This window comes from Methyloversatilis sp., assembly GCF_030698125.1.
In the GTDB taxonomy this organism is placed as follows: domain Bacteria; phylum Pseudomonadota; class Gammaproteobacteria; order Burkholderiales; family Rhodocyclaceae; genus Methyloversatilis.
The window spans coordinates 1-26,159 of the sequence record NZ_JAUYNV010000025.1 but is presented as its reverse complement, the minus strand read 5'-3'; the positions used below and the strand labels follow the sequence as shown (position 1 = coordinate 26,159).

General features: G+C 66.0%; 18 protein-coding genes. 14 read left to right on the top strand and 4 right to left on the bottom strand.

The annotated features are described in order from the left end of the window. Positions 1 to 127 precede the first annotated feature (127 nt). Complete coding sequence (locus Q8Q80_RS09850) at positions 128 to 2,221, bottom strand: sigma-54-dependent Fis family transcriptional regulator (RefSeq protein ID WP_305632753.1); 2,094 nt, start codon at positions 2,219 to 2,221, stop codon at positions 128 to 130. Positions 2,222 to 2,567: 346 nt separating this feature from the next. On the opposite strand from Q8Q80_RS09850, the gene Q8Q80_RS09845 reads away from it, so the two are divergent. Beyond that, positions 2,568 to 3,854: a GTP-binding protein gene (locus tag Q8Q80_RS09845; RefSeq protein ID WP_305632752.1), complete on the top strand. Its 1,287-nt coding sequence runs from the start codon at positions 2,568 to 2,570 to the stop codon at positions 3,852 to 3,854. A 6-nt stretch (positions 3,855 to 3,860) separates the two neighbouring features. On the opposite strand, the gene Q8Q80_RS09840 is transcribed toward Q8Q80_RS09845, so the two are convergent. Then, a complete protein-coding gene (locus tag Q8Q80_RS09840; RefSeq protein WP_305632751.1) occupies positions 3,861 to 4,559 on the bottom strand; it encodes a TetR/AcrR family transcriptional regulator in 699 nt (232 codons plus the stop codon). 45 nt (positions 4,560 to 4,604) lie between these two features. Here Q8Q80_RS09840 and Q8Q80_RS09835 point away from each other — a divergent pair, with 45 nt between their 5' ends. The 7 genes from Q8Q80_RS09835 (at position 4,605) to Q8Q80_RS09805 (ending at position 15,048) form a co-directional block, all read left to right on the top strand. After that, positions 4,605 to 6,239 (top strand): 4-hydroxyphenylacetate 3-hydroxylase family protein, encoded by a 1,635-nt coding sequence (locus Q8Q80_RS09835; RefSeq protein ID WP_305632750.1) that lies wholly within the window; start codon positions 4,605 to 4,607, stop codon positions 6,237 to 6,239. A gap of 71 nt (positions 6,240 to 6,310) precedes the next feature. After that, positions 6,311 to 6,853, top strand: a complete 543-nt coding sequence (locus tag Q8Q80_RS09830; RefSeq protein ID WP_305632749.1) for a hydrolase — start codon at positions 6,311 to 6,313, stop codon at positions 6,851 to 6,853. Positions 6,854 to 7,300: 447 nt separating this feature from the next. Beyond that, the gene (locus tag Q8Q80_RS09825) at positions 7,301 to 9,238 is read left to right on the top strand and encodes a hydantoinase/oxoprolinase family protein (protein WP_305632748.1); all 1,938 of its coding nucleotides are present in this window, start codon (positions 7,301 to 7,303) and stop codon (positions 9,236 to 9,238) included. A gap of 5 nt (positions 9,239 to 9,243) precedes the next feature. Further along, a complete protein-coding gene (locus Q8Q80_RS09820; protein WP_305632747.1) occupies positions 9,244 to 9,642 on the top strand; it encodes an acetone carboxylase subunit gamma in 399 nt (132 codons plus the stop codon). Positions 9,643 to 9,714: 72 nt separating this feature from the next. Continuing rightward, complete coding sequence (locus Q8Q80_RS09815) at positions 9,715 to 11,850, top strand: hydantoinase/oxoprolinase family protein (RefSeq protein ID WP_305632746.1); 2,136 nt, start codon at positions 9,715 to 9,717, stop codon at positions 11,848 to 11,850. Between the two features lie 46 nt (positions 11,851 to 11,896). Next, complete coding sequence (locus Q8Q80_RS09810; protein ID WP_305632745.1) at positions 11,897 to 14,173, top strand: hydantoinase B/oxoprolinase family protein; 2,277 nt, start codon at positions 11,897 to 11,899, stop codon at positions 14,171 to 14,173. Further along, complete coding sequence (locus tag Q8Q80_RS09805; protein WP_305632744.1) at positions 14,170 to 15,048, top strand: hypothetical protein; 879 nt, start codon at positions 14,170 to 14,172, stop codon at positions 15,046 to 15,048. The genes Q8Q80_RS09810 and Q8Q80_RS09805 overlap by 4 nt, the downstream gene beginning before the upstream one ends. Positions 15,049 to 15,221: 173 nt before the next feature. Here Q8Q80_RS09805 and Q8Q80_RS09800 read toward each other — a convergent pair whose 3' ends face one another. Then, positions 15,222 to 15,497: a hypothetical protein gene (locus Q8Q80_RS09800; protein ID WP_305632743.1), complete on the bottom strand. Its 276-nt coding sequence runs from the start codon at positions 15,495 to 15,497 to the stop codon at positions 15,222 to 15,224. Between Q8Q80_RS09800 and Q8Q80_RS09795 the strand changes: the two genes are divergently transcribed. Next, entirely contained in the window at positions 15,498 to 16,742 is a 1,245-nt protein-coding gene (locus tag Q8Q80_RS09795) for a methyl-accepting chemotaxis protein (RefSeq protein WP_305632742.1), read from the top strand. A gap of 31 nt (positions 16,743 to 16,773) precedes the next feature. Here the strand turns inward: Q8Q80_RS09795 and Q8Q80_RS09790 are convergent, their stop codons facing one another. Next, positions 16,774 to 17,898, bottom strand: a complete 1,125-nt coding sequence (locus tag Q8Q80_RS09790; RefSeq protein WP_371132748.1) for a beta-propeller fold lactonase family protein — start codon at positions 17,896 to 17,898, stop codon at positions 16,774 to 16,776. Positions 17,899 to 18,267: 369 nt separating this feature from the next. On the opposite strand from Q8Q80_RS09790, the gene prfB reads away from it, so the two are divergent. From prfB to Q8Q80_RS09765, 5 genes are all read left to right on the top strand, one after another. Continuing rightward, positions 18,268 to 19,372 (top strand): peptide chain release factor 2 gene (gene prfB / locus Q8Q80_RS09785; RefSeq protein WP_305632740.1). Its coding sequence is split into 2 segments (ribosomal slippage): positions 18,268 to 18,348 and positions 18,350 to 19,372, totalling 1,104 coding nucleotides; the frame shifts between segments, so codons are not numbered across the junction. After that, entirely contained in the window at positions 19,369 to 20,637 is a 1,269-nt protein-coding gene (locus tag Q8Q80_RS09780; RefSeq protein ID WP_305632739.1) for a hypothetical protein, read from the top strand. The genes prfB and Q8Q80_RS09780 overlap by 4 nt, the downstream gene beginning before the upstream one ends. Beyond that, entirely contained in the window at positions 20,634 to 21,932 is a 1,299-nt protein-coding gene (locus Q8Q80_RS09775; protein WP_305632738.1) for a hypothetical protein, read from the top strand. The genes Q8Q80_RS09780 and Q8Q80_RS09775 overlap by 4 nt, the downstream gene beginning before the upstream one ends. A 120-nt stretch (positions 21,933 to 22,052) precedes the next feature. After that, a complete protein-coding gene (locus Q8Q80_RS09770) occupies positions 22,053 to 22,748 on the top strand; it encodes a hypothetical protein (protein WP_305632737.1) in 696 nt (231 codons plus the stop codon). Positions 22,749 to 22,990: 242 nt separating this feature from the next. Beyond that, positions 22,991 to 25,780 (top strand): AAA family ATPase, encoded by a 2,790-nt coding sequence (locus Q8Q80_RS09765; protein WP_305632736.1) that lies wholly within the window; start codon positions 22,991 to 22,993, stop codon positions 25,778 to 25,780. Positions 25,781 to 26,159 lie beyond the last annotated feature (379 nt).

Sequence of the window (26,159 nt, the reverse complement as noted above, 5' to 3'; positions counted from 1 at the left end):
CTCCCGGGTGAATGTTGCAATTGGGTGACGAGGTTGGCCGTCGATGACCGTCCATGCCTTGCGCATGGCCGCTACAGCAGTGCGCGACTGCACCATCCGGCTGTCGCCGGACGGCGCCAGCTTGCGATCAGACCGCCGTATCCTGCCGGTCGCGCGTGAGACCGTCCAGACCGGAGCGTTTCAGCCGCTCGTCGATGCCGAAGCGCTTGAGCTTGACGTAGAGCGTGCTCTTGGCGATGCCCGCTTCGCGCGCCGCGGCGGTCATGTTTCCGCCATGCTTGATGATCGCGGTCACGATCACTTCGCGTTCGGCATTTTCGAGACTGGTCAAGGACGGGGCGCTGTCTGCAACCGGCCCTGCCGCGACGGATCCACTCGGTGAAATGGACGGCGCCGGCAACCTTGACGCAGCCGGCAGCGGCGACAGCACATGAGGCGGCAGGTCGTCCACGTCCAGCACCGTGTTCCCCGAGGTGAGCAACATGCTTTCCATCACGTTGCGGAACTCGCGGATGTTTCCCGGCCAGGCGTGCTGCTGCAATACGGTCAGAACGGCTGGCGACAAGGTCCGCAGCGGCATGCCGTGCCGTTGCGACAGTTGCGTCAGGAAGTATTCGCCGAGCAACGCGATGTCGTCACTGCGGTCCCGCAGCGACGGAATATTGATGCTGGTGACCGCCACACGGTAAAACAGGTCCATGCGGAATCCACCGGACTGGATTTCCTTTCGCAGGTCACGGTTCGTTGCCGCAATGAGCCGGAAATTCACCTTCCTCGGCTTGTTTTCACCGATGCGATAGACCTCACCCTCCTCGAGCACACGCAGGAAATGCGGCTGCAGATCGAGCGGCATTTCGCCGATTTCATCGAGAAAGAGGGTGCCGCCGCTGGCGGCTTCTATCTTGCCGATGGCCCCGCCCTGCCGGGCACCGGTGAAGGCGCCCTCGGCGTAACCGAACAGTTCGCTGGACAGCAATTCACGCGAAAAACCGCCGCAGTTCAGCGCCACGAATGGCGCCCCCTCCGACGCCCCCGATTCATGGATGCAACGCGCGAACACATCCTTGCCGACGCCGGTTTCTCCCAGCAGCAGCACGGGCACGCGAGACTTCGCCAATTGTTGCGCGCGGCCGACTGCCTGCATCAGGACATCCGATTTGCCGATGATCTTTTCGAAACCGCGCTGGTCGGCGGCGTCGCCGCTGGCAGCGGACAGACTGCCGCGGCTGCTGCCGGCCAGCATCGACCCACGCCGGTTGGGCAGGGTGAGCACGCTGCCGATGTGTTCGCCATTCTCGATGACCGGCTCGACCCATTCCCTGCGTATCCAGTCAGGCAGGTCTTCGGGCGAATCCTTTCGCTTGTTCCAGCGCAGGGAAATGGATGACAGCCCTTCCGGGCCGTCGGCAGCTGCGTCGATGCCCAGATCGGCAATGATGGTCGACGAGCGTCCGTTGGACTTGATGGCGCGTCCGCGCCGGTCGAACACAATGACGCCATCGGTGGTCCGGCGGGCGAGCCGGTCGACGCACTCTTCGAGCAGGCGGTAGCGGATGTCCAGTTCCAGCTTGGCGAGCCGGTTCTCGATGCGGCCCGCCGTCGCGAGGACCAGCGCGAGACTGAGACGGTTGTAGGACTCGGTCAGGGCCGACACATCGACGACACCGAGGATGGATTTGTCGTACGGGTCGCGCACCACGGTGGCCGCGCAGGACCAGCGCTTGATGCCGGCGCAGTAGTGCTCCGCCGAATGAATCTGCACGGCATGGCCGACAGCCAGCGCGGTTCCAATGGCGTTGGTGCCGCAGGCGAGTTCGCTCCAGTTGGCGCCGGACAGCAGATGCACGTCCTCCGCGGCGCCACGCGTCGACATGTCGCCTTCGAGATTCAGGATCGTTCCGCTCTGGTCGGTCAGCACCATGACCGTGCCGGTTTCCGCAAGGAAGTCGCGCGCCGCGGCCATCACCGGCGTGCTCGCCGTCAGCAGTTCGCTGCATTCGGTCTGCAGCGAGTGCAGCGAATTTTCCTTGATCGGCGGCGGCGCCTGATAGATCGCCGGATCGACGCTGGCGCCCTGACAGCGGCGCCACGAATCATCAATCAGGCGGCGCAGGGCATCCGCGCCGCCTTCGTCGCCGTTCAGGAAGCGTTCCCATGAAGCCATGACCTGATGATCGTTTTCCGGCTCGGAAAACAGCTGGGCTGAAGTGGCCGAACTCATGCACCTCCCTGTTGTGTCCTGAAGAACGACCGCATCCGCGCATGTCGGTACCGGTGCCACGAAAACAGCTGGCTGGCACCTTGAATCGGCGTCCCGGACGGATACGCAAGCGATGCGCTCACGACCCTCTACAATGATGCCTTATACCAAAGTACGACTGTCGGCACCACGCGCACAGCGGCTGTGAACGGGGTCCGGATATTGATAACAAAGGTGAAATGCATCCCGGCCTCATGCTGACCATGACGTCGTGCGCTCGCACTCCCTGCTCGAATACCGTTGCAACGCGCGAGGCGATTCCGGGCTCCCGGACCCGCTCGTGCGGACAGAACCTTCGGAGAAACCGATGACCTCAAGCGCTTCATCCACCGCCCGCACCGGCGGCGCCCCGGTAGACCGGATCCCGGTGAGTCTGCTGACCGGCTTTCTCGGTGCCGGCAAGACGACCCTGCTGAACCAGCTGATGAAGCATCCTGCGATGGCCGGCACCGCGGTCCTGATCAACGAATTCGGCGAAGTGGGCATCGATCACCATCTGGTGGAGAAACTCGACGACAGCACGGTGCTGCTCGATTCCGGCTGCCTGTGCTGCAGCGTGCAGGGCGATCTGGTGGCCGCACTCAAACAGCTGCACCTCAGAAGTTCGAAGCGCGAAGTTCCGCCGGTCACGCGGGTGCTGATCGAAACCACCGGTCTGGCCGACCCGGTGCCGGTCATCTACACGCTGATGGAAGAGCGCTTCATCGCCGCTCGTTTCGTGTGCGACAGCGTGCTGACCGCGGTCGATGCGACGCACGGTCTGGAACAGATCGACCGCCATCAGGAAGCGCTGCGCCAGATCGCCATGGCCGACCGCCTGCTGATCACCAAGGGCGACCTGGCGGGTGCCGACAGCCGAACGGCGCTCGACGCGCGGCTCGACATGCTCAATCCGGGCGCGCTGCGTCTGGACGTGCGCCACGGGCGGATCGAGCCCGACCAGCTGTTCGGCAGCGGCATCTATTCCACCACCGGCAAGCTGCCGGATGTGGCGGCGTGGCTGGGCGAGGAACGCGTTCTCGATGAAAGCGCCCGGGCCGCACACGCTGCGGCACCGTTGCGCTGGACCACGCAGCCGGCACCGGCGCGCGCAACGTCGGCGCGCCACGACGATTCGGTATCGAGCTTCGTCGTCCGCTTCGAAGCACCGGTTCCCTGGTACGGGTTTTCTGTGGCCATGGGCCGCATCCTGGAGACCTGGGGCCCGCGTCTGCTGCGGGTGAAAGGCTTGATGAATGTGGCCGGTGACGACCTGCCGCAGGTGATCCAGTGCGTGCAGGACGTGGCCTACCCGCCGCTGCGCCTGCCTGCGTGGCCGGCAGGCGGCCCGTTCGACGACCGTCACGGGCGTCTGGTGTTCATCACGCGCGACATCGGCGACGACGAGCGCGACATCATCCGCACGCTGCTTGCCAATCTTCCTCCGCAGGCAGCTGCCGCACGCGCAGTGGCCGCCAACCCGTTCATGGCGACGCGCTGCTGGCTGTCGCAGAGAATGCCGGTCGCGCCGGCCGGCGGCCTGCAGGCAGACGGCTGGGTCGTCCAGGCCCGGCGCTTTTCGGCCCGCCCCGCGCCGGTTCGCGGCGGCACCTGAAGCGCGTCAGGCCGGGCCGGCGAACCTTGCCGACAACGGGTCGAGATAGCGCACCAGCAGGTCGTGCGCGTTCTGCCCGAACAAGCGGATGCGTCCGGTGTTGTTCAGCATCAGCAGGCCGACGATGTGCGCGAAGATCGCGCTGGTTTCGATCACCGCCTCCGCTTCATTCAGGCCGAGCTGCACCAGCAATTCCTGGATCGGCAGCAGTGCGGCCTGCAACCGGCCATTCAGCTGCTGGTTCAGTTCGGGTGTCAGGCCGCGTGGCCGCGCGCCATTGAACAGGTAGAACCCGAGGTCCATGTCCTGCGGATGGTCGCGATAGAAACCGAAGAAGGCTATCGCCCGCGCGCGCAGCAGTGCGACGAGCGCAGCACGCTCGTCCGTCGCGGCAACTCCGCCCGCGGGCGTCGCATCATCCACGCACTGCTTCAGCCGCTGCAGCGACTCGCCGAGCAGTGCGGCGTAGATTTCCTCGCGGCTGCCGAAGTAGCTGTACAGCGCGCCGGGAGTGTAGCCGGCGCGCTTGGCGATTTCCCGCAGGCTGGCGCCTTCGAGCCCCAGTTCGAAGAACGCGGACCGCGCGGCATCGAGAATCAGCATGCGCCGCGTTTCGTTGATGGCCGCCTCGCGCAGCACGCGCGGTGCGTTCGGCGCAGGCAGCACCGGCTCGTCGTCCGGCGATCGTACGGTTGACTTGACCATGGCCTGATTTTAACCTGACGCAATTATTTGAACAGTGTTCAATCAATGGAACGTTCCACACTTCCCCTGCATGGAAAAGCGGCCCCCGCCGCCAACACCGGCACGCTGATGACAGGCCGGGACTTCCGCGAGTCCCTGCGCAAGCTTTCCCCCAGGGTTTATGTCGATGGCCAACTGCTCGATTCGGTCGTCGATGCACCGTCGATGCAGCCCGGCATCAACGCACTCGCGGTGAGCTACGATTTCGCGCACGACCCGGCCAAAGCGCCGCTGATGACTGCCGTGCAGACGCGCAGTGGCCGGACGGTCAATCGCATGCTGCACATCAACGAGTCGTCCGGCGACCTGCTGAACAAGCTCGAAGCAGTGCGCATCCTGTGCCAGGAAACCGGTTGCGCACAGCGCTATCTGGCGCATGACGCACTCAATGGCATCGGCCAGGCGGTGGCACGGCTCGACGACGCGCTTGGCAACACCGAGTACGGCGCCCGCTTTGCCGACTACCTGCAGCGCGTGCAGGACGAAGACCTGACGCTGGGCATCGCGATGACCGACGCCAAAGGCGACCGCAGCCAGCGGCCGCACCAGCAGTCGAATCCGGACGTCTACCTGCACATCGTCGAGCGCAACGCCCGCGGCATCGTCATTTCCGGCACCAAGGCCATCGTCACCGGCGCACCCTACATGCATGAGTTCCTGGTCATGCCGTCGCGCAACATGACGGAAGCGGACGCCGACTTCGCCGTGTGCTGTGCGGTACCGGTCGACGCGCCCGGCATCACCATCGTCGCCCGCCCCGCCGGCCGGCCGGGCGAGAAGCCCGAGCATGGCTCACCGCTGTTCTCGCGCCGCTACGGCCAATCGACCGGCGTGGTCATCTTCGACCGCGTGTTCGTGCCCTGGGCGCGCGTGTTCCTGGCCGGCGAATGGGAACACTCGGGCGCCGTCACCTACAACTACGCCACGCATCACCGCCACAGCTGCATCGCGGCGCGCGCCGGCTTCGGCGATCTGCTGATCGGCGCCGCCGCGCTGATGTGCGAAGCCAACGGCCTGGACCCGGACCGCAAGGCCAATCTGCGCGACCCGATGGTCGAACTGATCAAGATCACCGAAGGGTTCTACGCCTGCGGCGTGGCGGCCAGCGTCTATGCGGCGGCCGATCCGTACTCGCACACCTTCATGCCGGAGCCGGTGTTCGCCAATATCGGCAAGCTGCTGCTGTCCACGCAGATCTACGACATGCACCGGCTGGCGCACGAAGTGTCGGGCGGCCTGATCGTCGCCCTGCCCGGCCCGGACGAAGACCACAACCCGGCCACCGCCGCGACACTGGCGGAGGTGCTGCGTGCCAATCCGGACATCCCGTACGACAAGCGGATCGAGGTCGCGCGCTTCATGGAAGACCTGACCGCCTCCTACCAGGGCGGCTGGTATTCGCTGATCAGCCTGCACGGCGGCGGCTCGCCAGCCGCACTGAAGCAGGAAATCTGGCGCAACTACCCGGTCGGCGACAAGGTCGATCTGGTCGAGCGCCTGCTCGATCGCGGCGTGCTGGCTGACGAGAAGCGTTCGATCACGCGCAACCGGCAGCCCGGACGCTGTTGCGATGCCGGTTGCAGCCAGCCCGGTCAGGCCGTGATGGTGCCGCTGTCCGTCGCACGTCCGACCGATGACTGACGACCGGGCATAGCCCGATACAAGCCGCCTCCCGAAACGGCGGGAGGCCGGCGCAACAGGAAAGACCCAGCATGCGCATCAAACCTTGCGACTCCTTGCTTCTGGTCATCGACCTTCAGGGACGGCTGCTGCCGGCCATCGATGACGGCCAGACCGTTCTCGAGAACGCGACCTGGTTGGTCGACGTGGCACAGGCGATCGGCGTGCCGATACTGGCGACCGAGCAGTATCCGCAAGGCCTCGGGCCGACTGAAGCCGGTCTGCGGGCGCGCTTTCCGGACGGCACCATCGTCGAGAAAACGCACTTCTCGGCGCTTGCCGAAGGCAGACTGCTCAGGGCACCCGAAGCCGGACGCAGACAATGGATTGTCGTCGGAACCGAGGCGCACGTCTGCGTGCAGCAGACCGTGCTCGACCGGCTCGCCATGGGTCGGCAGGTGTTCGTCGTCGAAGATGCGGTCGGCTCGCGACGCGCCCGCGACAAGGCGCTCGCGCTGCAACGCATGCAGCAGAACGGCGCGGAAATCGTCAGCCGCGAAATGGTGGCGTTCGAATGGCTCGAACAGGCCGGCACGCCGTTGTTCCGCGCCGTACTGGAACGCTTCATCCGCTGACCCGAGCCGGCAGTGCGGCCGCCTCAGGTCGCCCGGACCGTGTGCGCCACGACGCACGGCAATTCGCCCGCTCCGGCCCTCCCTCCCCGCGCTTTTTCGTCCTCCCCGCTTCCCCTTCGCAATCCATCCCCCGAGCCTGCCTCGAACACGCCTTTATATTGCGTCGCAGCAATCACGAGGGATCGGACGATCGTCCGGATAGCGAACCATCGTCTGGCGTTCAGCGCATTCTCGCCATTTTCATCCCTATATAAATCAATCACTTGAAAATATACCGCGTGTGGCACAGCGCTTGCGTTGGTGCTGTCGGGAAGTCCACGTGTCACACGGGTCCCGTTCGCCGGCAGAAGACATTGATGCCGCGGACGGCCATGCGGCGTCGGTATCGATTTCTGATCTTCTAAAAGCGGTCTTGATCCACGAATGGATGGCGGGAGGTAATGGGGAATGGCAGTGCACATCAACATCGATAACGGTGGAACGCTCACCGATATCTGCATCATGACGGACGGCGTCGTCAAAAAGACCAAGGTGCTCACGACACCCTATGACCTGAGCAAGTGCTTCTTCGACGGCTTGCAGAAGGCGTCCGAAGTGATCTACGGCGCAGCGGACGTGAAGCGCCTGCTCGAAGAAGTGGACCTGATCCGCTACTCGACCACGCAGGGCACGAATGCCATCTGCGAACGCAAGGGCCCGCGTCTGGGTTTGATCATCGACGGCGCGCTGCGCGACCTGCCGGTCCGGCTGGCCGAGCATGACCCGGAAGTGTACGAAGCGCTGGTCGGCGACCGCGTCGTGTTCCTCGACAGCGCCGAAGTCACCGGCCCCGATGCCGAAATCGAAGTGGTCAAGGCGATCAACAAGTTGACCGCGATGGGTGCCAGTCGCCTCGTCGTGAGCTTCGACGGCGCCGACTTCATGGCGGTGGAAACCTGCTTCAAGAAGGTGGCGCTGCGCAAGTACCCGCGCCACCTGCTCGGCGCGGTGCCCATCCTGTACGGCAGCGACCTGTCCACCGATCGCGACATGGTTCGCCGCACCTGGACCTCGCTGATCAATTCCTTCCTCCATCCGGCGATGGAAGCCTTCCTGTTCAATGCGGAAAAGCGCCTGCGCGACTACCGCACGAAGAATCCGCTGCTGATTTTCCGCAATGACGGTGACGCCTCCCGCGTGGCCAAGACCGTGGCGATCAAGACCTACAGTTCCGGCCCGCGCGGCGGCATGGAGGGCATGAAGTCCTTCGCCCGGCTGTACGGCATGCCGGATGTGGTCGGCATCGACGTTGGTGGCACCACGACCGACATCGGCCAGTGCCTGGACGGCAAGGTCGCCGAGGTCCAGCGCGGTCACGTGGAAGGCATCAGCGTTTCCTTCCCGCTGTGCGAAATCATGAGCGCGGGCGCCGGTGGCAGTTCCATCATCAAGGTGGTGAATGGCCGTGTCGTCATCGGCCCGGAAAGCGTCGGCGCCGTACCCGGACCGGCGGCATTCGGCCGTGGCGGCAAGGAAGCGACCATCACCGACGCCAGCCTGCTGAGCGGCCTGTTCGACCCGAAGTCCTACTTCGGCGGCGGCATGGCGCTCGATCTGGACCGCGCCGCAACGGCCGTCCAGGTCAGGATCGCCGAGCCGCTCGGCGTCGATCTCGACGAAGCGCTGCTCAAGATGGAGCACGCCTACGAAGACAAGATCGCCGTCGAACTGCATCGCTTCACGAAGATTTCGAAGGACACCGTGATGCTGGCCTTCGGTGGCGCAGGCCCGCTGAATGCGTGCGGCGTCGCCGAAAAGGCCGGCATCAACAAGGTGGCCGTGCCGAAGCTGGCCGCCGTGTTCAGCGCGTTCGGCATCGGTTCCTGCGACATTTCGCAGCGCTACGCCGCGGCACTCAATGACCGCAGCGACAAGGCACTGGCCGCAGCGCTGGACGCACTGAAGGTCAAGGCATCGCGCGACATGTTCGCCGAAGGCTTCGGCGCCGGCGAATACGAGGTCGAAGCCTGGCTCGTGGGCGAGAACAGCGACGGCAGCGAAAGCACGCATGCCATCTCCGGCACGCCCACCCTGCCCGCCGCGCTGGCCAATGCCGTCGCGGTCGAGCTGCAGCTCAGAGCGGTCAAGTCCTTGCGCACCAGCGCGGCCGACACCGCGCGCTTCGTTGCGGGAAGCGCTGCCAAGGCCGACGGCACGCGCAAGGTGCTGATCCGCGACAAGGGCCGCGTCGACGTGCCGGTCTACAAGCTGAGCCAGCTCAAGGCGGGCGACCAGGCGGCCGGACCGGCCATTCTCGAAGAAGACTACTTTACCTGCCGGGTGCTCGATGGCTGGAGTTTCGTCATCAGCGACGCGGGCGACATCATGCTGAACAGGAAGGGCTGAAACAAATGAAAGTACTGATGACCGAATATCTGCGCATCGACCTGGACACCGAGAACTGGGAATGCCGCGTGTGCGACCACGTGATCGGCACGGCCACGAAGAGCTACAAGGAAGGTCTGCTGGTGCACAACCGCGACCCGCGCGAAATCCATCCGCCCATCCTCGACCCGGAAAAGTACCGCTTCACCTTCAGCCCCGATCCGGAATGGGTGCGCATCCTCGAATTCTGCTGCCCGTCCTGCGGCACCCAGGTGGAAACCGAATACGCCATCCCCGGCCATCCGCCGCTGTACGACATGGAACCGGATCTGCCCGCACTGAAGGCCCAGTGGGCCAGGCGCGGCGAGCAGAAGACGCCGGTTGTCGGCCCCGCAGTCGCGGCGGACAAGGGACACGGCCACTGAGCCCGGATGCATTGCCGGCGTGCAGGCCCGCAGGGGCTGCGTGCGTCAGTACGAACGAATTGAGGAGATAGCATGAGGCGCGTATCAGTTGATATCGGTGGCACATTCACCGATTGTTTCGTGGTGTGGGACGGCAAGCATATCGAGGCCAAGGCCCTGACCACCCACCACAACCTTGCACTGGGCTTCAATGAAGCCCTGAGCAAGGCCTATCACGTACTCGGTCTGGAACTGGAAGAAATCCTGTCCCAGGTCGACTCTGTCCGCTACGCCACGACGCTGGGCACCAATGCCCTGATCGAGCACAAGGGCCCGAAGATCGGCATGCTGGTGACCGCCGGCTTCGAGGCGACGGTGCCGCTGAGCCGTGCGCGCGGCTACGGTGAAGGTCTGGACAATCTCGGCCAGCAGGATCTGCCGAACGCGCAGCGCCCCGAGCCGCTGGTGCTGGCCCACATGATCCGCGGCGTGCGCGAACGCCTCGACTTCCAGGGCGAGCAGGTCATGCCGCTGGACGAAGAAGACGTGCGCACGCAGATCCGCGAACTGGTGGACCGCGGCGCCGAAATCATCGTCGTGGCACTGGTGAATTCGGTGGTCAACCCGGTGAACGAGCAGCGCATCGAAGAAATCCTGCTCGAGGAATATCCGTCGCACCTGCTCGGCGCGATCCCGATCATCCTGTCGCACCAGGTGGCCGGTCGCAAGGGCGAGTACGTGCGCGCCACCTCGGCCGTCATCGACGGCTACCTGCACTCGACCATGTACCACGCGCTGTCGGCGCTCGAGCAGAACCTGCGCGCCCACAAGTATGAAAAGCCGATGCTGGTGATCCACAACTCCGGCGGCATGGCACAGCTGAATTCGACCGACGCGCTGCAGACCATCCACTCCGGTCCGGTGTCGGGCATTGCGGCGTCCGAACACCTGGCCATGCAGTGCGACCTGGGCAATGTGGTGGCGACCGACATGGGCGGCACCAGCTACGACATCGGCATCGTCGTCGAAGGCGGCATCAAGCACTACGACTTCAACCCGGTCATCGACCGCTGGCTGGTGTCCGTGCCGATGGTCCACCTGGTCACGCTGGGTGCCGGCGGCGGTTCCATCGCCAGCTACGACCGCATGTACAACACGGTGAAGTGCGGCCCGGAATCGGCCGGCTCCGACCCCGGCCCGGCCTGCTACGACCGAGGCGGCATGAACCCGACCGTGACCGATGCCGACCTGCTGCTCGGTTACCTCGATGCGGCCAACTACGCCGGTGGCTCGATTCCGCTGAATCCGCGTCGTGCCAAGGCGGCCATCGAAGACGCGCTGTGCGACGACCTCGATTGCGAAGTGATCGAAGCCGCGCTGCTGATTCGCGAAAAGGTCGATGCCAACATGGCCAACGGGCTGTTCACCGAGCTGCGCGCCCGGGGTTACGACCCGAAGGAATTCACCATGCTGGCCTACGGCGGCAACGGCCCGCTGCATTGCTGCGGCATCGCGCAGAACCTGAACATCGACCGGATTCTGGCGCCCCCGCTCAGCTCGGTATTTTCGGCGGTCGGTGCCGGCAACATGCACCAGTTGCACATCCACGAACAGTCGCTCTACATGGTGCTGTACGACTCGAACACGCGTCACCTGTTCGACGACTACGCCCGCTTCAATTCCATCGTGGCCGAGCTGAAGGAACTGGGTACCCAGGATCTGCAGCGTCAGGGCGTGCCGCGCGAGGACGTCTGCCACAGCCTCGAACTGGACATGCGCTACGGCAACCAGCTGGTGCAGACCACCGCCGTCATCCCGCAGCACGAAGTACATGGCGTGAGCGACGTGATGGCCATCATCACGCAGTTCTCGAATGACTACGGCAAGCGCTTCGGCGAAGGCTCGCAGGCACCGGAAGCGGGCATCCGCATCAACACCATCCGGGTGGCCGCCTTCGTGCGTCATGAAACGGTGAAGTTCGAGAACATCAAGCCGGTCCCGGCCGAACAGCGCACCACACCGCCGGCACCGGGCAGCCGCCGCAAGTGCTGGTTCGTCGGCCATGACAGCGCCTTCGATACGCCGGTGTGGAGCCGCGATGCGATCGAGCCCGGCATGCAGATCGCCGGCCCGGCCATCATCGCCTCCGAAGTCACGACCTTCCTGGTGGATCCGGGCTGGACCTTCGTGGCCGCCAAACAGGGTGCGTCCTGGTTCCTGCGCGGCTGAACGCGCAGGCATCCCGATCAAACCCATACAGATGACAGGATTGAAAATGAGCGAAACAAGCACGAAGGTGGCACCGAAAGTGCCGAGCGCCGAAGAAGTCGCGCTGATCAAGAAGTTCCTGAACGACACCACGCTGTTTCTGGGTCCCGACCCGGAAATCATGCGGAACCATGACCTGATGCCGCGCAGCGCCGAAGAAGACGCGGCGATGAAGAACCTCAGCGACGCGCACACCGTGGCCAAGATCCGCGACCGCATCCAGGCCGGTTGCGACGAAGGCTACGAAATGGTCGAGCAGATGGGGGCCGCACCGGGCGCCAAGTGGGGCGACATCATCACCGGCGTGTATTCGGCGTCCGGTGACCTGGCGATCGCCAGCGCCGGCGGCGTGCTGATCTTCTCGGCGCTGGTGCACCACCCGATCAAGTTCATCATCAAGAACTGGGTGAACGAGCCGACGGTGGGCGTGCGCGACGGCGACGGCTTCATCCACAACGACTCGCGTTACGGCAACGTCCACAACACCGACCAGTCGATGATCCTGCCCATCTTCCACCAGGGCAAGCTGGTGTGCTGGGTGGCGTCCACGGTGCATGAGGGCGAGAACGGCGCGATCGAGCCGGGCGGCATGCCGTCGATGGCCGAAAGCCCGTCCGACGAAGGCCTCAAGATGTGCCCGTTCAAGGTGGTCGAGAACTACCAGATCAAGCGCGACATCCTGACCTTCCTGCAGAACTCGGTGCGCGAGCCCAAGCTGCAGTACGAAGACATGAAGGTGAAGCTGTTCGCCTGCCTGCGCATCAAGCAGCGCATCGAGGAAACGCTGAACAGCGACGGCCCGGAAGCACTGGTCGCAACGCTGCGCACGACGATGGAAAACGTCCGTGCCGAAGTGAAGCGCCGGGTCAGCGAATGGCCGGACATGACGGTGCGCACCTACATCATCCAGGACTCGACGCTGCGCGAGAACTGCGTGGTGAAGATCAACTGCAAGCTGACCAAGACCGGCGACCGGCTGATCTTCGACTTCCGCGGCTCCAGCCCGGAATTCACCAACCGCGCCACCAACACCATCCTGGCCGGCTTGAAGGGCATGCTGGCGCAGTGCTTCCTGTGCTACGTGTGGCCGGACCTGCCGCGCGGCCAGGCGGCGTTCGCACCGATCGAAGTGATCACCGATCCGCATTCGATCGTCAATTCTTCGTACGACGCACCGAACTCGCAGTCGCTGATGTCGATCTTCACCGGCTTCACCGCCGGCCAGCACGCGGTAGCCAAGTTTCTCTACAGCTGCCCGGAGAAGTACACCAAGGTGCACGCACCGACCTTCAACATGATCAACACCTTCATCTGGGGTGGGGTCAGCCAGCACGGCGAAACGCTGGGCAACCTGTGTGCCGACCTGAACGGCATGGGCGGCGGCGCCCGTTCCGACACCGACGGCGAACACGCCCTGGCTCCGATCTTCGCCACCATGGCGGACATCGGCGAACAGGAGCTGAACGAGGAAGACGTGCCCTTCCTGCAGCTGGTGTCGAAGAAGATGACGCGCGATGCCATCGCCCCGGGCAAGTACCGCGGCGGCCAGGGCTACACGATGATCGTGGCGACCAAGGACTCCGAACAATGGGGCTTCATGACCACCGCCCAGGGCGCGAAGATTCCGCCGATCCAGGGGCTGTTCGGCGGCTACGCCTGCGGCTGCTACCCGCTGTCGAAGGTCAAGGGCGTCGATGTCTACGACGTGCTGCAGAACGAACCGCACAAGTTCAAGCACTCGATCGAAGAAATCATGAACGACCAGCCCTTTGAGGGCGCCACCTACAGCACCTATCACATGGGCATGGGCTTCGAAATTTCGAAGCGCGGCGAACTGTTCATGATTTCGCAGGGCGCGGGGGCCGGCTACGGCGACCTGCTGGAACGCGACCCGGCCAGCGTGATCCGCGACATCGAAGAAGGCCTGATGTCGCAAGGCGTGGCCGAACGCCTGTACAAGGTCAAGTTCGATCCGGTGACGCTGGCCATCAACCAGGAAGCGACCGACGCTGCGCGCGATGCCGAACGCAAGGCACGGATTGCCCGCAGCGTGCCCTACGCCGAGTTCATCAAGAGCTGGAACAAGCCGACGCCGCCGACGCATCTGCAGTACTTCGGCTGCTGGGGCGATGACATCACCAAGCTCTACATGGGCAGCGCCGACAAGTTCCGCGACGCCGACACGCCGCGTCCGAACTACATGACCCACCCGAAAGACGTGCGGATCGCCGAACTGGAAGCCCGTCTGGCTGCGCTGGGTGCGATGGGGAGCGACAAGCAATGAGTCAGCGCCTCGCCGACATCCTGCCCGGTCAGCAAGGTGGCAGCGGCCTCAAGGTCTGGTTGAAGTCCTCCGCCTACACCCGGCGACTGCTGCTGGGTGAAGACGGCGATCCCTGGCTGAGCGGTGCCCGGTATCTGGCGTACTTCTCGCAGGCACAGGGCTTGTTGCGGCCCGACGTGGCGGTGGTGGAAGTCGGCGAGCTGTTCGATTCATGGCTGGTGCGTCACCCGGAAGTGCGCGCCGAACTCGGGTCGAAGAAGCGGCTGTCCTTTCCGTTGCGCAAGCTGCTGGAACAGGACGAGCCGCGCGCGCTGCTGGCCGAAATCGTGGAAGCGGTCATCGCCAATCTGCGCGGCCAGACGCCGCTGGTGCTGGCGATGCCCTCGCCCAAGCACTGGCTGTTTCACGCCAACGAACTGGCGGGCCGCACCGACATCGAGCTCGACCCGGACGGCATCGAGGATGCCGCGATGTACATGGCAGACCTGATCCGTTCGGTGTCCGCTCACCCGGTGGGCGGCATCCTGCTGGAGGAACACCCGGACGACGCCCGCATGGGCGAGACGGACGTCGAGCGCTATCGTCCGCTGATCAATGTCGCGAAACACTATCGCTGGTCCATCGCGCTGCGCCCGCAGGGCGATGCCCTGCTGCCCTCGCCTGCGCTGGCCGATTTCGATGCGGTGATTTCGCCGAGCCTGCGCGTGCCGGCACCGTCGTCTGCAGGCGTCGATGTCAGTCAGGCGCTGTGGAGCGGCGCTGCCCTGCCGGTACTTGAAGCCGGTCAGTTCTGTTTCGCCGACATTCCGGCGAGTCAGAAACCCGAATCCGTCCTCGAATCGCTGGCCGCGCTGCGCGCGTCGATCGGCGGCTGAACAACCGGGGGCACCCGGCCGGGATGTCCCCGCACACCGCGCATCAAGCCCGCAGGCCTTACCGGCCTGCGTGGTCGCGGTGCCTTACCACAGGCGACCGCGAATGCACGCCCGCCTGCGCCGGATACTGACCGGCGCAGGCAGGGCTTTTCACTTTCCGGATACGTCGACTTTCAGGGCTGATCCAGGCTGCCCGTCGCACGCGGCCAGGTCAGCGCGCGCCACGGCCGTTTCCTGGCCTCGATCCGGGCGGTGACGTCGAGCTTTTCAGCGCCGACCACCGCAAGCTGATGCGAGCGTCCGCAGCCGCCCGTCACCGCCCATCTGCGCCCATCTGCGCCCCACCAATCCGGATGAACAAAATAAAGCTGCCCGCACGCAGAAGATTCGCCCGCCGCGTCCGTTGACTCCGTGTCGAGGTCTTTCGAATTTTTCGTCAGGGAATGCACATGAACTTCATATCGCGCAGCATCCGCAACAAGCTCCTGGTCATCTGCGGCGGCGGCACCGCCGCGCTGCTGGTGGCCGCGGTCATCGGCCTCGCCGTGGAATGGTCGGCCATCGATGCCCTGTCGGGCGACATCACGCGGGCGCAGGCGCTGGCCGTGCGCGAAGAGACGCTGAACAAGCTGATGGTGATCGGCGGAGCCTTCGCCATCGTGGTTCTACTTGCCTTCGTACTTTTCCTGTGGGCCCTGCAGCGCACGATCATCGGCCCTGCACGACGCCTGTCGGCCGATCTCGAACGGCTCGCCGGCGGCGACTTCGGCGGCCAGGTGGCCTGCACCACACAGGACGAACTCGGTGCCATCGCGCTCAGTGCCGAACGCATCCGCAAAGACCTGGGCGCCCTCGTGTCGCAACTCAAGCAGTCGGCCCACTCGCTGGTCGATGCGTCGCAGACGGTCAGCGGCGAATCGCGCCGGGTGGCCGACGCCTCGGCCGCGCAATCGAGCGCGGCGAGTTCCACCGCCTCCTCGGTCGAAGAGGTGACCGCCGGCATCCGCGCCGTGGCCGCCAATGCCGGCAACGCGGCGCGCCAGGCCGACGAATCGCTGGACCAGTCCGCGCGTGCGCAATCGCACCTGACCGAGCTGCGAGAGTCGATCGGCCGCACGGCGAACGTAATGAACGAGGTGTCCGGTGCGGCCGCCGCCTTCGTCGACAACGCGCAGCAGATCACCCGCATGACGCGCGAAGTGCGCGAAATCGCCGACCAGACCAATCTGCTGGCGCTCAACGCCGCCATCGAGGCGGCGCGCGCCGGCGAACAGGGCCGCGGCTTCGCCGTGGTGGCTGACGAGGTGCGCAAGCTGGCCGAGAAGTCGAGCGCCTCGGCCGGCGAGATCGACACCATCACCCGCAGCCTGGCCGAGCGGGCGGCGAGCCTGGCGACGGCGCTGACCAACGGCCGCGAAGCCGTCGGTGTCGCCGAATCGTCGAGCAATTCTGCCGCCGGCGTCATCACCGTCGCCCACCGGGCGGTATCGCAGGCCGCCGACGAGGTGCGGTCGATCAACGTGGCGCTCGAACAGCAAAGCCGCGCCACCGGCGACATCGCCGAGCACGTGGACAGCATTGCAACCATGTCGGAGCAGAACCGTTCGGCCGGCAGCAACCTCGCCGCCTCGGTCACGCACCTTCAGGGGCTGGCAAACGAACTGAACGATCTGACCGGACGCTTCCGCCTGTAGCGGGCCGCCGGCCGGACCGTGCAAGTGCCGCTCAGGGCTGGTCGAGGCTGCCCATCGCACGCGGCCAGGTCACCACACCCCAGGGCAGCTTCTTGTCCTCGATCCGGGCGGTGACTTCGAGTTTTTCAGCGTCGACCACCACAAGCTGATTCGAGCGGCCGCACGCCACCAGGATCTGCTTTTCGTCCGGCGTGAAGGTGAAGTGCCAGCAGCGTTCGGCGGCGAGCGGCACGTCCTTGATCTTGGCGAAGGTTTTCGCGTCGAACACTTCGAGCGCCTGGGCCCGAGCGGTGGCCACATACAGCCGCTCGCCCTTGCGGTCGAAGGCCACGCCGTACGGCGTCTGGCCGGTCGCGACGGTCTTGATCGGCGTGAGCTTGTCGTCCAGCACCAGGAAGTTGTTGCCGAATTCCAGCGTGGCGATGTAGGTCTTGCCATCCGGCGACAGCTTGATGCCGCGCGGGCGGGCACCGTACTTTTCGACATCGACCTTCTTCACCAGCTTGCCCGACTTGATGTCGTGCAGCGTCAGCGTATTGTCGGCTTCGTTGGTGACCACGAGGCTCTTGCCGTCGGGCGAAAACTCGATGCCTTCCGTTTCCGGTCCGCCGACGATGTTGCGCACCACCTTGCCGGCCTTCAGGTCGACCACGGCGACCTGTGCCGGCTCCTTGTCGTCGTCATCGTCGTCGTCATGGCCGTGTGCGCCGTCCTTGCCACCGTTCTTGCCACCCTCCTTCTTCTCTTCCTTCTTTTCCGCACCCGGCTTGGGCGGCGGGCCGAGGTTCGCGGTCGGCTCGAACGACACGAAAGCCATGTCGCCGCGCACGCGCACGAATTCCGGGTTCTTGCCGATCCTGACGCGCTTGATGATCTTGCCGCTGGCCGTGTCGATCAGCGCGATGTCACCGGTTTCACGCACTGCAACCACCAGCGTCTTGCCGTCGTCGGTGACGCCCAGGCCGCGCGGCACCTTGCCACCGACTGCGTATTCACCGGTCACCTGCATCTTCGCCAGATCGATGATCGAAATGCCGCCTTCCTGATTGCTCACGTAGGCCGTGCCCTTCGCCTGCGCCAGACCGGCACCGGCAAACAACGAAAACAGTGCGGCAGACCACAGGCTGCGCGCGGCGAACATCGGGCGGGACATCATTTTCATGGGGTTACCTCCTTGATTCATTCTTATTGGACTGCTGTCGGCCACATCGAACCCAACGCGCGTGCCTGGCACCGGGACGACGTGATCGAAGCGCTGCAGTATAGAGACCGTCGAGCGGCCTTCGGTTCAGGAAATCCGCCAATCGGGGGCAGCGGGCGACGCGTATGCGACCCCGCCGAACGGGAAAACCTCCCGTCAAGGTGTCGCACCGCTGCCTCGCGGTACAAGGGAAATCATCCCGGTCGGCCCTCGACCCGGTCGGGGTAACACCGCCTGGCGCTCACCTGCAATGGGACCGGGCAAGGTGTCCGGCCGCTGCAGCCGGTACAATCACCGGTTTTCCGTATTCCGGGCCCGCACATCATGGAAGCAGAACGTCTCAACGCCATCGCCAATCATCTGACCGACCTGCAGTCGCGGGCCGGCGAACTGCGGAGGTACCTTTGACTTCGATGCCAAGGCATCGCGGCTCGAAGAGGTAGAACGCGCGCTGGAAGATCCGGGCATCTGGAGCGACACCGCGCGCGCGCAGGAACTGGGCAAGGAAAAGCACACGCTGGAAGCGGTCGTGCGCGCCATCGAATCGATTGACGCGCGGCTCGCCGACGCCAGCGAACTGTTCGAGCTGGCCCGCGAAGAAGCCGACGAAGACACCGTGGTGGCGATCGAAGCCGACAAGGCGAAGGTCGAAGCCGATGTGGCAGGCCTCGAATTCCGCCGCATGTTCAACAATCCGCAGGACCCGAATCCGTGCTTCGTCGAAATCCAGGCCGGCGCCGGCGGCACCGAAGCGCAGGACTGGGCATCGATGCTGTTGCGCATGTACGTGAAGTACTGCGAACGCAAGGGCTTCGACGTCGAAGTGATGGAAGAGTCGGAGGGCGACGTGGCCGGCATCAAGAGCGCGACCATCAAGGTGACCGCCGAATATGCCTACGGCACGCTGCGCACCGAAACCGGCATCCACCGGCTGGTGCGCAAAAGTCCCTTCGATTCCGGCGCGCGGCGGCACACCAGTTTTTCCAGCGTATTCGTCTATCCGGAAGCCGACGACTCGATCGAGATCGACATCAACCCGGCCGATCTGCGGGTCGATACCTTCCGCGCGTCGGGCGCCGGCGGCCAGCACATCAACAAGACCGACTCGGCGATCCGCATCACGCACGCGCCGTCCGGCATCGTCGTGCAGTGCCAGAGCGATCGCAGCCAGCACCGCAACCGCGCCGAGGCGATGGCCATGCTGAAGTCGCGCCTGTATGAAGCCGAGCTGCGCAAGCGGCAGAGCGAACAGCAGGCGCTGGAAGATTCCAAGACCGACATCGGCTGGGGTCACCAGATCCGCTCCTATGTGCTCGACCAGAGCCGCATCAAGGATCTGCGTACCAATTACGAAGTGGGCAACACGCAGGGCGTGCTCGATGGCGACCTCGACGGCTTCATCCAGGCCAGCCTGAAGCAGGGCGTGTGAAGTTGCTGAAGTTCCTGCTGTGGCTGGTGCCGCTGACGCTGCTGCTTGCACTGGCCGCCGTCATCGGCGCGGTGTCGCTGATGGTTGATGCCAATCCGGCACTGCCCGAGCCGCCGGCGGTATCGCCGGCCGCCGCCGAACAGCTGCTGCAGCAGCTCGCCCTGAACGACCCGCGCCGCCTGCGCACCGGCCAGCGCAGCGAAATCCGGCTCGACACGGCCGACCTGAAGCTGCTGGCGCATGAAGCGGGCCGCCGGCTGCCGGCGACCCGGCTTGATCTGCAGCCGGACGCCGGCGGAATGAACATCGCCGCCAGCGTCGAACTGCCGGCGATATCGCGCTGGGTCAATGTGCAGGCGCGCGTGGCGGTGTCCGACACCGGCCAGCCAACGCTCGACACCCTGCGCATCGGCCAGCTCCCCGTGCCTGACTTCATCGCGCAGCCGCTGGTGCGCCGGGCCGTGCCGAAGGCGCTCGAGATGGCCGGCGTCGGCCTCGATCCGCAGCGTTTCATCGACCTGCTCGACCGGGTGCAGATCAGCCCGGCGGGCATCGCATTGAACTACGTCTGGTCGACCGAACTGTGGAAGGAAGGCGTGCAGTCGATGCTGCCGGCCGGCGAAGCGGAACGGCTCGGCTTCTATCACGAGGCGCTGGTGAAGGTCGTGGTGGACATGCGCAAGGATGGCGACAGCGAACTGCTGCGTGCGATGCAGGCGCTGTTTGCGCTGGCCGAACAGCGTTCCGGCGATGGCGACGCCCTGGCGGAACAACGGTCCGCCGTGCTCGCTCTGGCGCTGTTCGTCAATGGCCGCCATCCGCGCGATCTGGTGCCGCAGGCCGCCGATTGGCTGCCTGTGCCGCGGCTGAGCCTGACCCTGCGCGGGCGGGAGGATCTGTCGCAGCACTATGTCGGGTCGGCCCTGCTCGCCCTGCACGCGGGCGCCGGCTGGGCCGATGCCATCGGCCTGTCGAAGGAAGTGCGCGATGCGCAGGTCGGCAGCGGCTTTTCCTTCACCGACCTGCTGGCCGACCGCGCCGGCACCCGGCTGGGCGAACAGATTGCCGCGGGCCGCGGCAACATCGCACAGCGCTTTGCGGCCGGACTGCCGGTCGACGACGTATTGCCGCCGCTCGACGGCCTGCCCGAATTCATGCCGGAGGACGAGTTTCTCCGGCGTTTCGGTGGCGTCGATGCCCCCGCCTACCAGGCCGTGATCGACGACATCGAGGCACGCCTCGCGAAACTGGAGCTGTACCGGTGAGCGCGGGCGATTTCCTGCTGGACCCTGCGGTGGGCTTTGCCGATTTTCTCTCGCCCGGCGTCGGTCCGGGTGACCTGCCGGAACTTGACCGGCTGGTGCGCGCCCGGCCCCTGCTGTCCGCCTTCACCACGCTGTTCCACGGCTCGGAAGCCGAGGTGCTGCTGCGCGTGCTGGTGCTGGGCGAAATCGGCCGCACTGCCGACGCACCGCGCTGGTCGCCCGAGGCGCTGCGCGCACGTTTCGCCTTCATCGACCCGGTCAAGCTCGAAACCGTGCTGCGCCGCCTGCGCGACCACGCCCTGCTGCGCGTCGTGGACAGCCAGTACCAGCTGTCCGATATCGGTCGCAACGCGTGCGCAGCACTGGCCATGCTGCTCGAACTGTCCGGCGACGAAGATGTGGAGCTGGGCTTTTTGACCGCACAGATCGCCGGCCTGCAGGCGGTCGATGGCGACACCGGCGACGCGCTGCAGCACCTGCTGGGCAAGCTGAACGATCTCACGCTGCACTTCGAGGACGCGATCGCCTCCGGGTCGGAATTCCGCATCATCGCGGCGCGCCGCCGTCTGGATGCCAACGGCCGCTGGCTGGAACGGGGCACTGCGCTGCTGCGCGACCTGCTCGCCGATGACGACCTGCCGTTCGAGCGTGCCCGTCTGGCACAGCGCATCGGCCTGGCGCAGTCACGTCTGGCCCGGGTCGACGCCTCCTTCCAGCGCGCCCTGAACAAGATCGAGTCGCAGCGCGTGACGCTGGGCGGCTCGGGCATTTCGTCGTCGGACGTCGCCGGCTGGCTGCGCCGGCTCGACAGCGCGGCGCTCGCCGGGCTGGCGGCCGACGCACTCGCACCCTGCCCCGATCTCACGCTGCTGGCGGGCGACCACGAACTGCTGGATCGCGCCGAACCCACCCTGTCCGCCGAGCCGGTCAGCGACATCGCAAGCGCGCTGCCGGCGCCCGACGACGCACCGGTCGCTGCCGCGCCGCCGGCGGAAGACCTGCACCTGCTCGAACGTTTCGCGCATCGCCTTGGCGCCCTGCCCGGCCCGGTCGCGCTGGCCGATGTGATTCCGGGCAGCGGTTTCGCGCAGGCGTCCTACCGCATGTCGCTGCTCGCCCTGCTGCGAGATGCCGGGGCCGGCGGCGACCCGGCGGTCGAAGCCGGCGACGGCCCGGTTGCCGACTTCCTGCGTCTGTCCGTTGACGTGCGATTCACCGAACACCTGCAATCGCTGGCTGACGACGACATCGCCGCGATCACGGTCGGCGAAGTGCTGCCGAGGGGCGCGTCGTGAAGCGTCTGCGCCCTGCATGGACGCGACAACAGCGGAGAAATGCTGCTGTTCCGACGATGTCATCCGCCCTGACCAGGCCCTGCCGCGTCGATCTGCGGCGGGTCCTCTGACCTGATGGATATGGAAACAGAACTTCGCACCCTTACCGCGCGCCTGCTGGCGCACCGCTCGATGCCGCGCACCGACCGGCTGGCGCGCCGCGCCCTGGTCGATGACGGCTTCCGATACGCGCTCGACCAGCGGCTCGCCGCAGTCGGCCTGCAGCTGTTCGACAACCCCTATGCCGCACACATCGCGGTCGGCATCGCCGACGACATGCGCGAGCCGGTGTTCGGCCAGACACGCGAATACGCCGCCAGCAATGTCGGGCTGATGCGTGACGAACTGGCCTGGCTGATGGTGATCTGGTCGCTCATCGTGCTGCCCAAGCGCGAACGCCAGGTCAGCCGGCGCGCACTGAACGACGAAGGGCAGGACGACATGTTCGGCGCCGAACAGCCGGTCGAGCATGGCGACGCGGTATCGGGCGCGCTCACCGAAGCTTCGCTGGTGGCCGACTTCGGTGCCCGGCTCGGTGGCATCACGAAGCTCAGATTCACACTCGGCAAGCTGTCACGTCTCGGATTCATCGAGCGGCGCAACGGCCTGGTGTTCGAAGGCCCGTTGCTCGACGTGCTGCTCGACTACCGCATCCTGGCCGACCGCGTCATCCACGGCACGCTGGCCGACGTGCTGACCGGCGCCGGCCACGCCATGCCCGAAGCGAATGCCTTCGAACTGGCGGCCGCAGCGGACGACGACGAGGCCGAAGCGTGATGCGCATGTTTCGTACTGCAGGAATGGGCCCTGTTCAGGACAGGGCCTGTGATCAGCCGCCTGCCGACGCATACAGTCCCGATCGCCTGCAGGGCAGGCTCCTACGAAAACCGCGATGTTGTTTGCGTTTCGTAGGAGCGGGCCCTGCCCGCGATACGCCCGTCGATCATCGGCAGGCGGCTCATCACCGCCACCCTCTCTGCCACCGCCCACTCCCTTCTCACGCACGCTGACGAGCACCCATGTTCCACATCAAGCAACTCGAACTGGTGCATTGGGATTTCTGGCGGCGCTTCACGCTGCCGCTCGATGCACAGATCATCACCATCGTCGGGCCGAATGGCTCGGGCAAGACCACGCTGCTCGATGCGCTGCGCACGCTGTTCGCGCTGCGCTGTTCCGGCAAGCGCGACTTCCGGCGCTACGTGCGGCGCGGCGAGCACGACTACGCATGGATACGCGCGGTCGTCGCCAATGTAGCCAGCGGCACCGGCAAGCGGCCGTTCTTTCCGTGCGTGCACGACGAAGTGACGCTGGCCTGCCGCATCAAGCGCGCCAGCGGCGACTGGACGCGCGACTACGCCATCCTCGACGGCAATGTCGCGATCGAAACGCTGGAATCCGGCGGCGAATGGACCGGCCTGCGCGACTACCAGAACCGCCTCGCCTGGGGCGGGCTGACCCCGGCGATCGCCAAGGTGCTGTCGCTGGAACAGGGCGACACCGACAAGCTGTGCGAATACTCGCCGCGCGCCCTGCTCGACCTGGTGTTCGACGTGTTCGGCGACAAGGAGGTGCTGGACAACTACCAGGCCGCGCGCGAGGAACAGAAAGGCGCCGAACGCGAACTCGAAGGCATCGGCCTCGACCTCGAACGGCTGCGCGCACAGGCCGAAGCCAAGCGCCTCGAAGCCGACAACTACCGGCAATGGAAGCAGCATGCCGACGAGGTGCTGGCGCTGGAAACCGAAATCGTGCCGCGGCTCGAAGTTGCCGAACTGACGCGCGACATGTCGAACGAGCGCGGCGACCTCGCCCGCCTGCGCGACGATCTGCGCTGGCTGGGCCGCGAACAGGCCACGCTGACGGCGCGACTCGCCGCGGTGACGAGCGAACGTGAAACGGCGGTTGCTGCACTGGCCGAGGTGCGCGCCGACGAGCAGCAGGCGGAAGCGCGCCAGTTGGCGGCGCACGATGCGCTGCGCGATGTCGAGCGGCTGCTCGACGAGGAACGCAAGCTGCGCGAGCGGGTGGCCAGCGAACACGGCGCCGATGCCCTGACGCTCGAAGGCGAACACGCCGCAGCCGAAGCGCTCGCCGCGAAATTGGCGGGCGACGAGCGCGTGCTGGTGGCGCATTTCGAAGACAAGGCCGAACAGCTGCGCGCTGCCCAGGAACGCCGCGGCGCGCCGGGCGACGCCGAGGTGAGCGCCTTCCGGGCGAAGCTGGATGAAGCCGGCATCGCGCACTGCGTGCTGTCCGACGTGGTCGAGGTGACCGACGTCGCCTGGCAGGCCGCGCTGGAAGCCGTGCTCCGCCCATACCGCCACCTCGTGCTGCTGGAGCGCGAAGACGACCGTCACGCGGCCTGGGCGCTGGGCGAACAGGCGCGCTTTCGCCACTTCATCGTCGCCGATCGCGAAACCGCGGCCGCACCGCGTGCCGGCTCGCTGGCCGAAGTGGTGCGCTTCGCCGCCGCGGTGCCGCGCTGGCTCGCCGACCTGCTGGGCCGCATGCAGCGCGTGGACAGCGCCGACGCCGCGCGTCACCTGCCGCGCGATACCGAATGGATCACCCGCGATGGCTATCACCGCGAGCGCCGCGGTGCACGTCACCTCGGCCGCCCGGCCGAATTCCACTTCGGCGAACTGGCCCGGCAGGCGCGCATCGAGCAGCTGGGCCGCGACATCGCCGGACTCGATGCCGCGCGCCGCGCGCTCAGCCCGGAGCTGGACCGGGCACGCGAACAGGTGAGCGCGCTGCGCGCCCGCCTGCTCGGCCTGCAATCGGCCAGCCTGCTGGCCCTGCGCAGCAACGAATTTGCGCAGGCCCGGACGGCGCTGCCCGGGGCGCGTTCGAGCAACGACCAGACCCTCACCGCGCGCGATGCCGCGCTGCGCGAGGTCGAGCGCCTGCGCGAAAACCTGACCGGCATCGACACCGAAATCGACCGTCGTCGGCGCGAGCTGAATGCGGTGGGTACGCGCCTGCGCGACCTGACGCAGCAACTGACGCCGCGCCGCACCGAACAGGCGCAGCGACTGGTGGCGCTGCGCGCCCGCCGCCGCGGCATGCCGGCGCACTGGCTCGACCCGCGCGAACTGGCCCAGCTGACCGAACGCTACGGCGACGCCCGCGCCGCGCGGCGCGAACTGGGTCGGCTGCGTGACCTGCTGGCGACCGGCGACTGGGTCACCGACCCGTCGGCGCTGACGCTGCGCGACCGGCTGAAGGATGATCTTGCGCGGCGCGAACAGGACTACGCCAGCCGCCAGGGCTACTGCGCCACCGCCCGCCGTCACACCGACGACGCCCGCGCCGCCTACATCGCCAAGCTGCGCGCCACCGTGCGCCAGTACGGCAAGAACCTGCGCGCACTGGGCGAACTGGCCAACGTGGGTGTGGACTGCGGCGCACCGCCGCTGGACAACGACGATCTGGCGCTCGCCCAGGCCGGGCTGGACGTGAGCTTCGACTTCGACCGCAAGGGCGCGGTCGGCCTGAACGACGGCGAAGCGTCCGGCGGCCAGCAGGTGATGAAGTCGCTGATCCTGCTGATTGCACTGCTGATGGATGACACGCGACCCGGTGGCTTCGTGTTCATCGACGAACCGTTCGCCCATCTGGACGTCGCCAACATCGACCGCGTCGGCCGCTTCCTCGGCGCCACCCGCGCGCAATACCTGATCACCACCCCGGTGACGCACAACGCCAACGTGTTCGCGCCCTCGCAGCTGACACTGGTCACCAGCAAGAAGTCACCCACCGAAAGCTGGGCACCTCCAATCGGCATCCTGAAGCGCGCGAAATGAAGCATAGCGACAGCAGCCGCTGCGTCACCGCAGTCAGGATCGAGATGGTCGTTGATCCACCCACGCATCGCCTGCAGAGGCAGGCCCCTACGAAAAACAGCGACAGTCTTGCCCTTCGTAGGAGCCTGCCCTGCAGGCGATCCGGTCTCAACGCACGCGACGTCAAGCGATCAACGTGCGCATCGCGGACGGGGTCCGCTCCTACGAAAAACGCCGCCAGTTGTGAAGTCTTCGCGGTTTTCGTAGGAGCCTGCCCTGCAGGCGATCCGGTCTCAACGCACGCGACGTCAAGCGATCAACGTGCGCATCGCGGACGGGGTCCGCTCCTACGAAAAACGCCGCCAGTTGTGAAGTCTTCGCGGTTTTCGTAGGAGCCTGC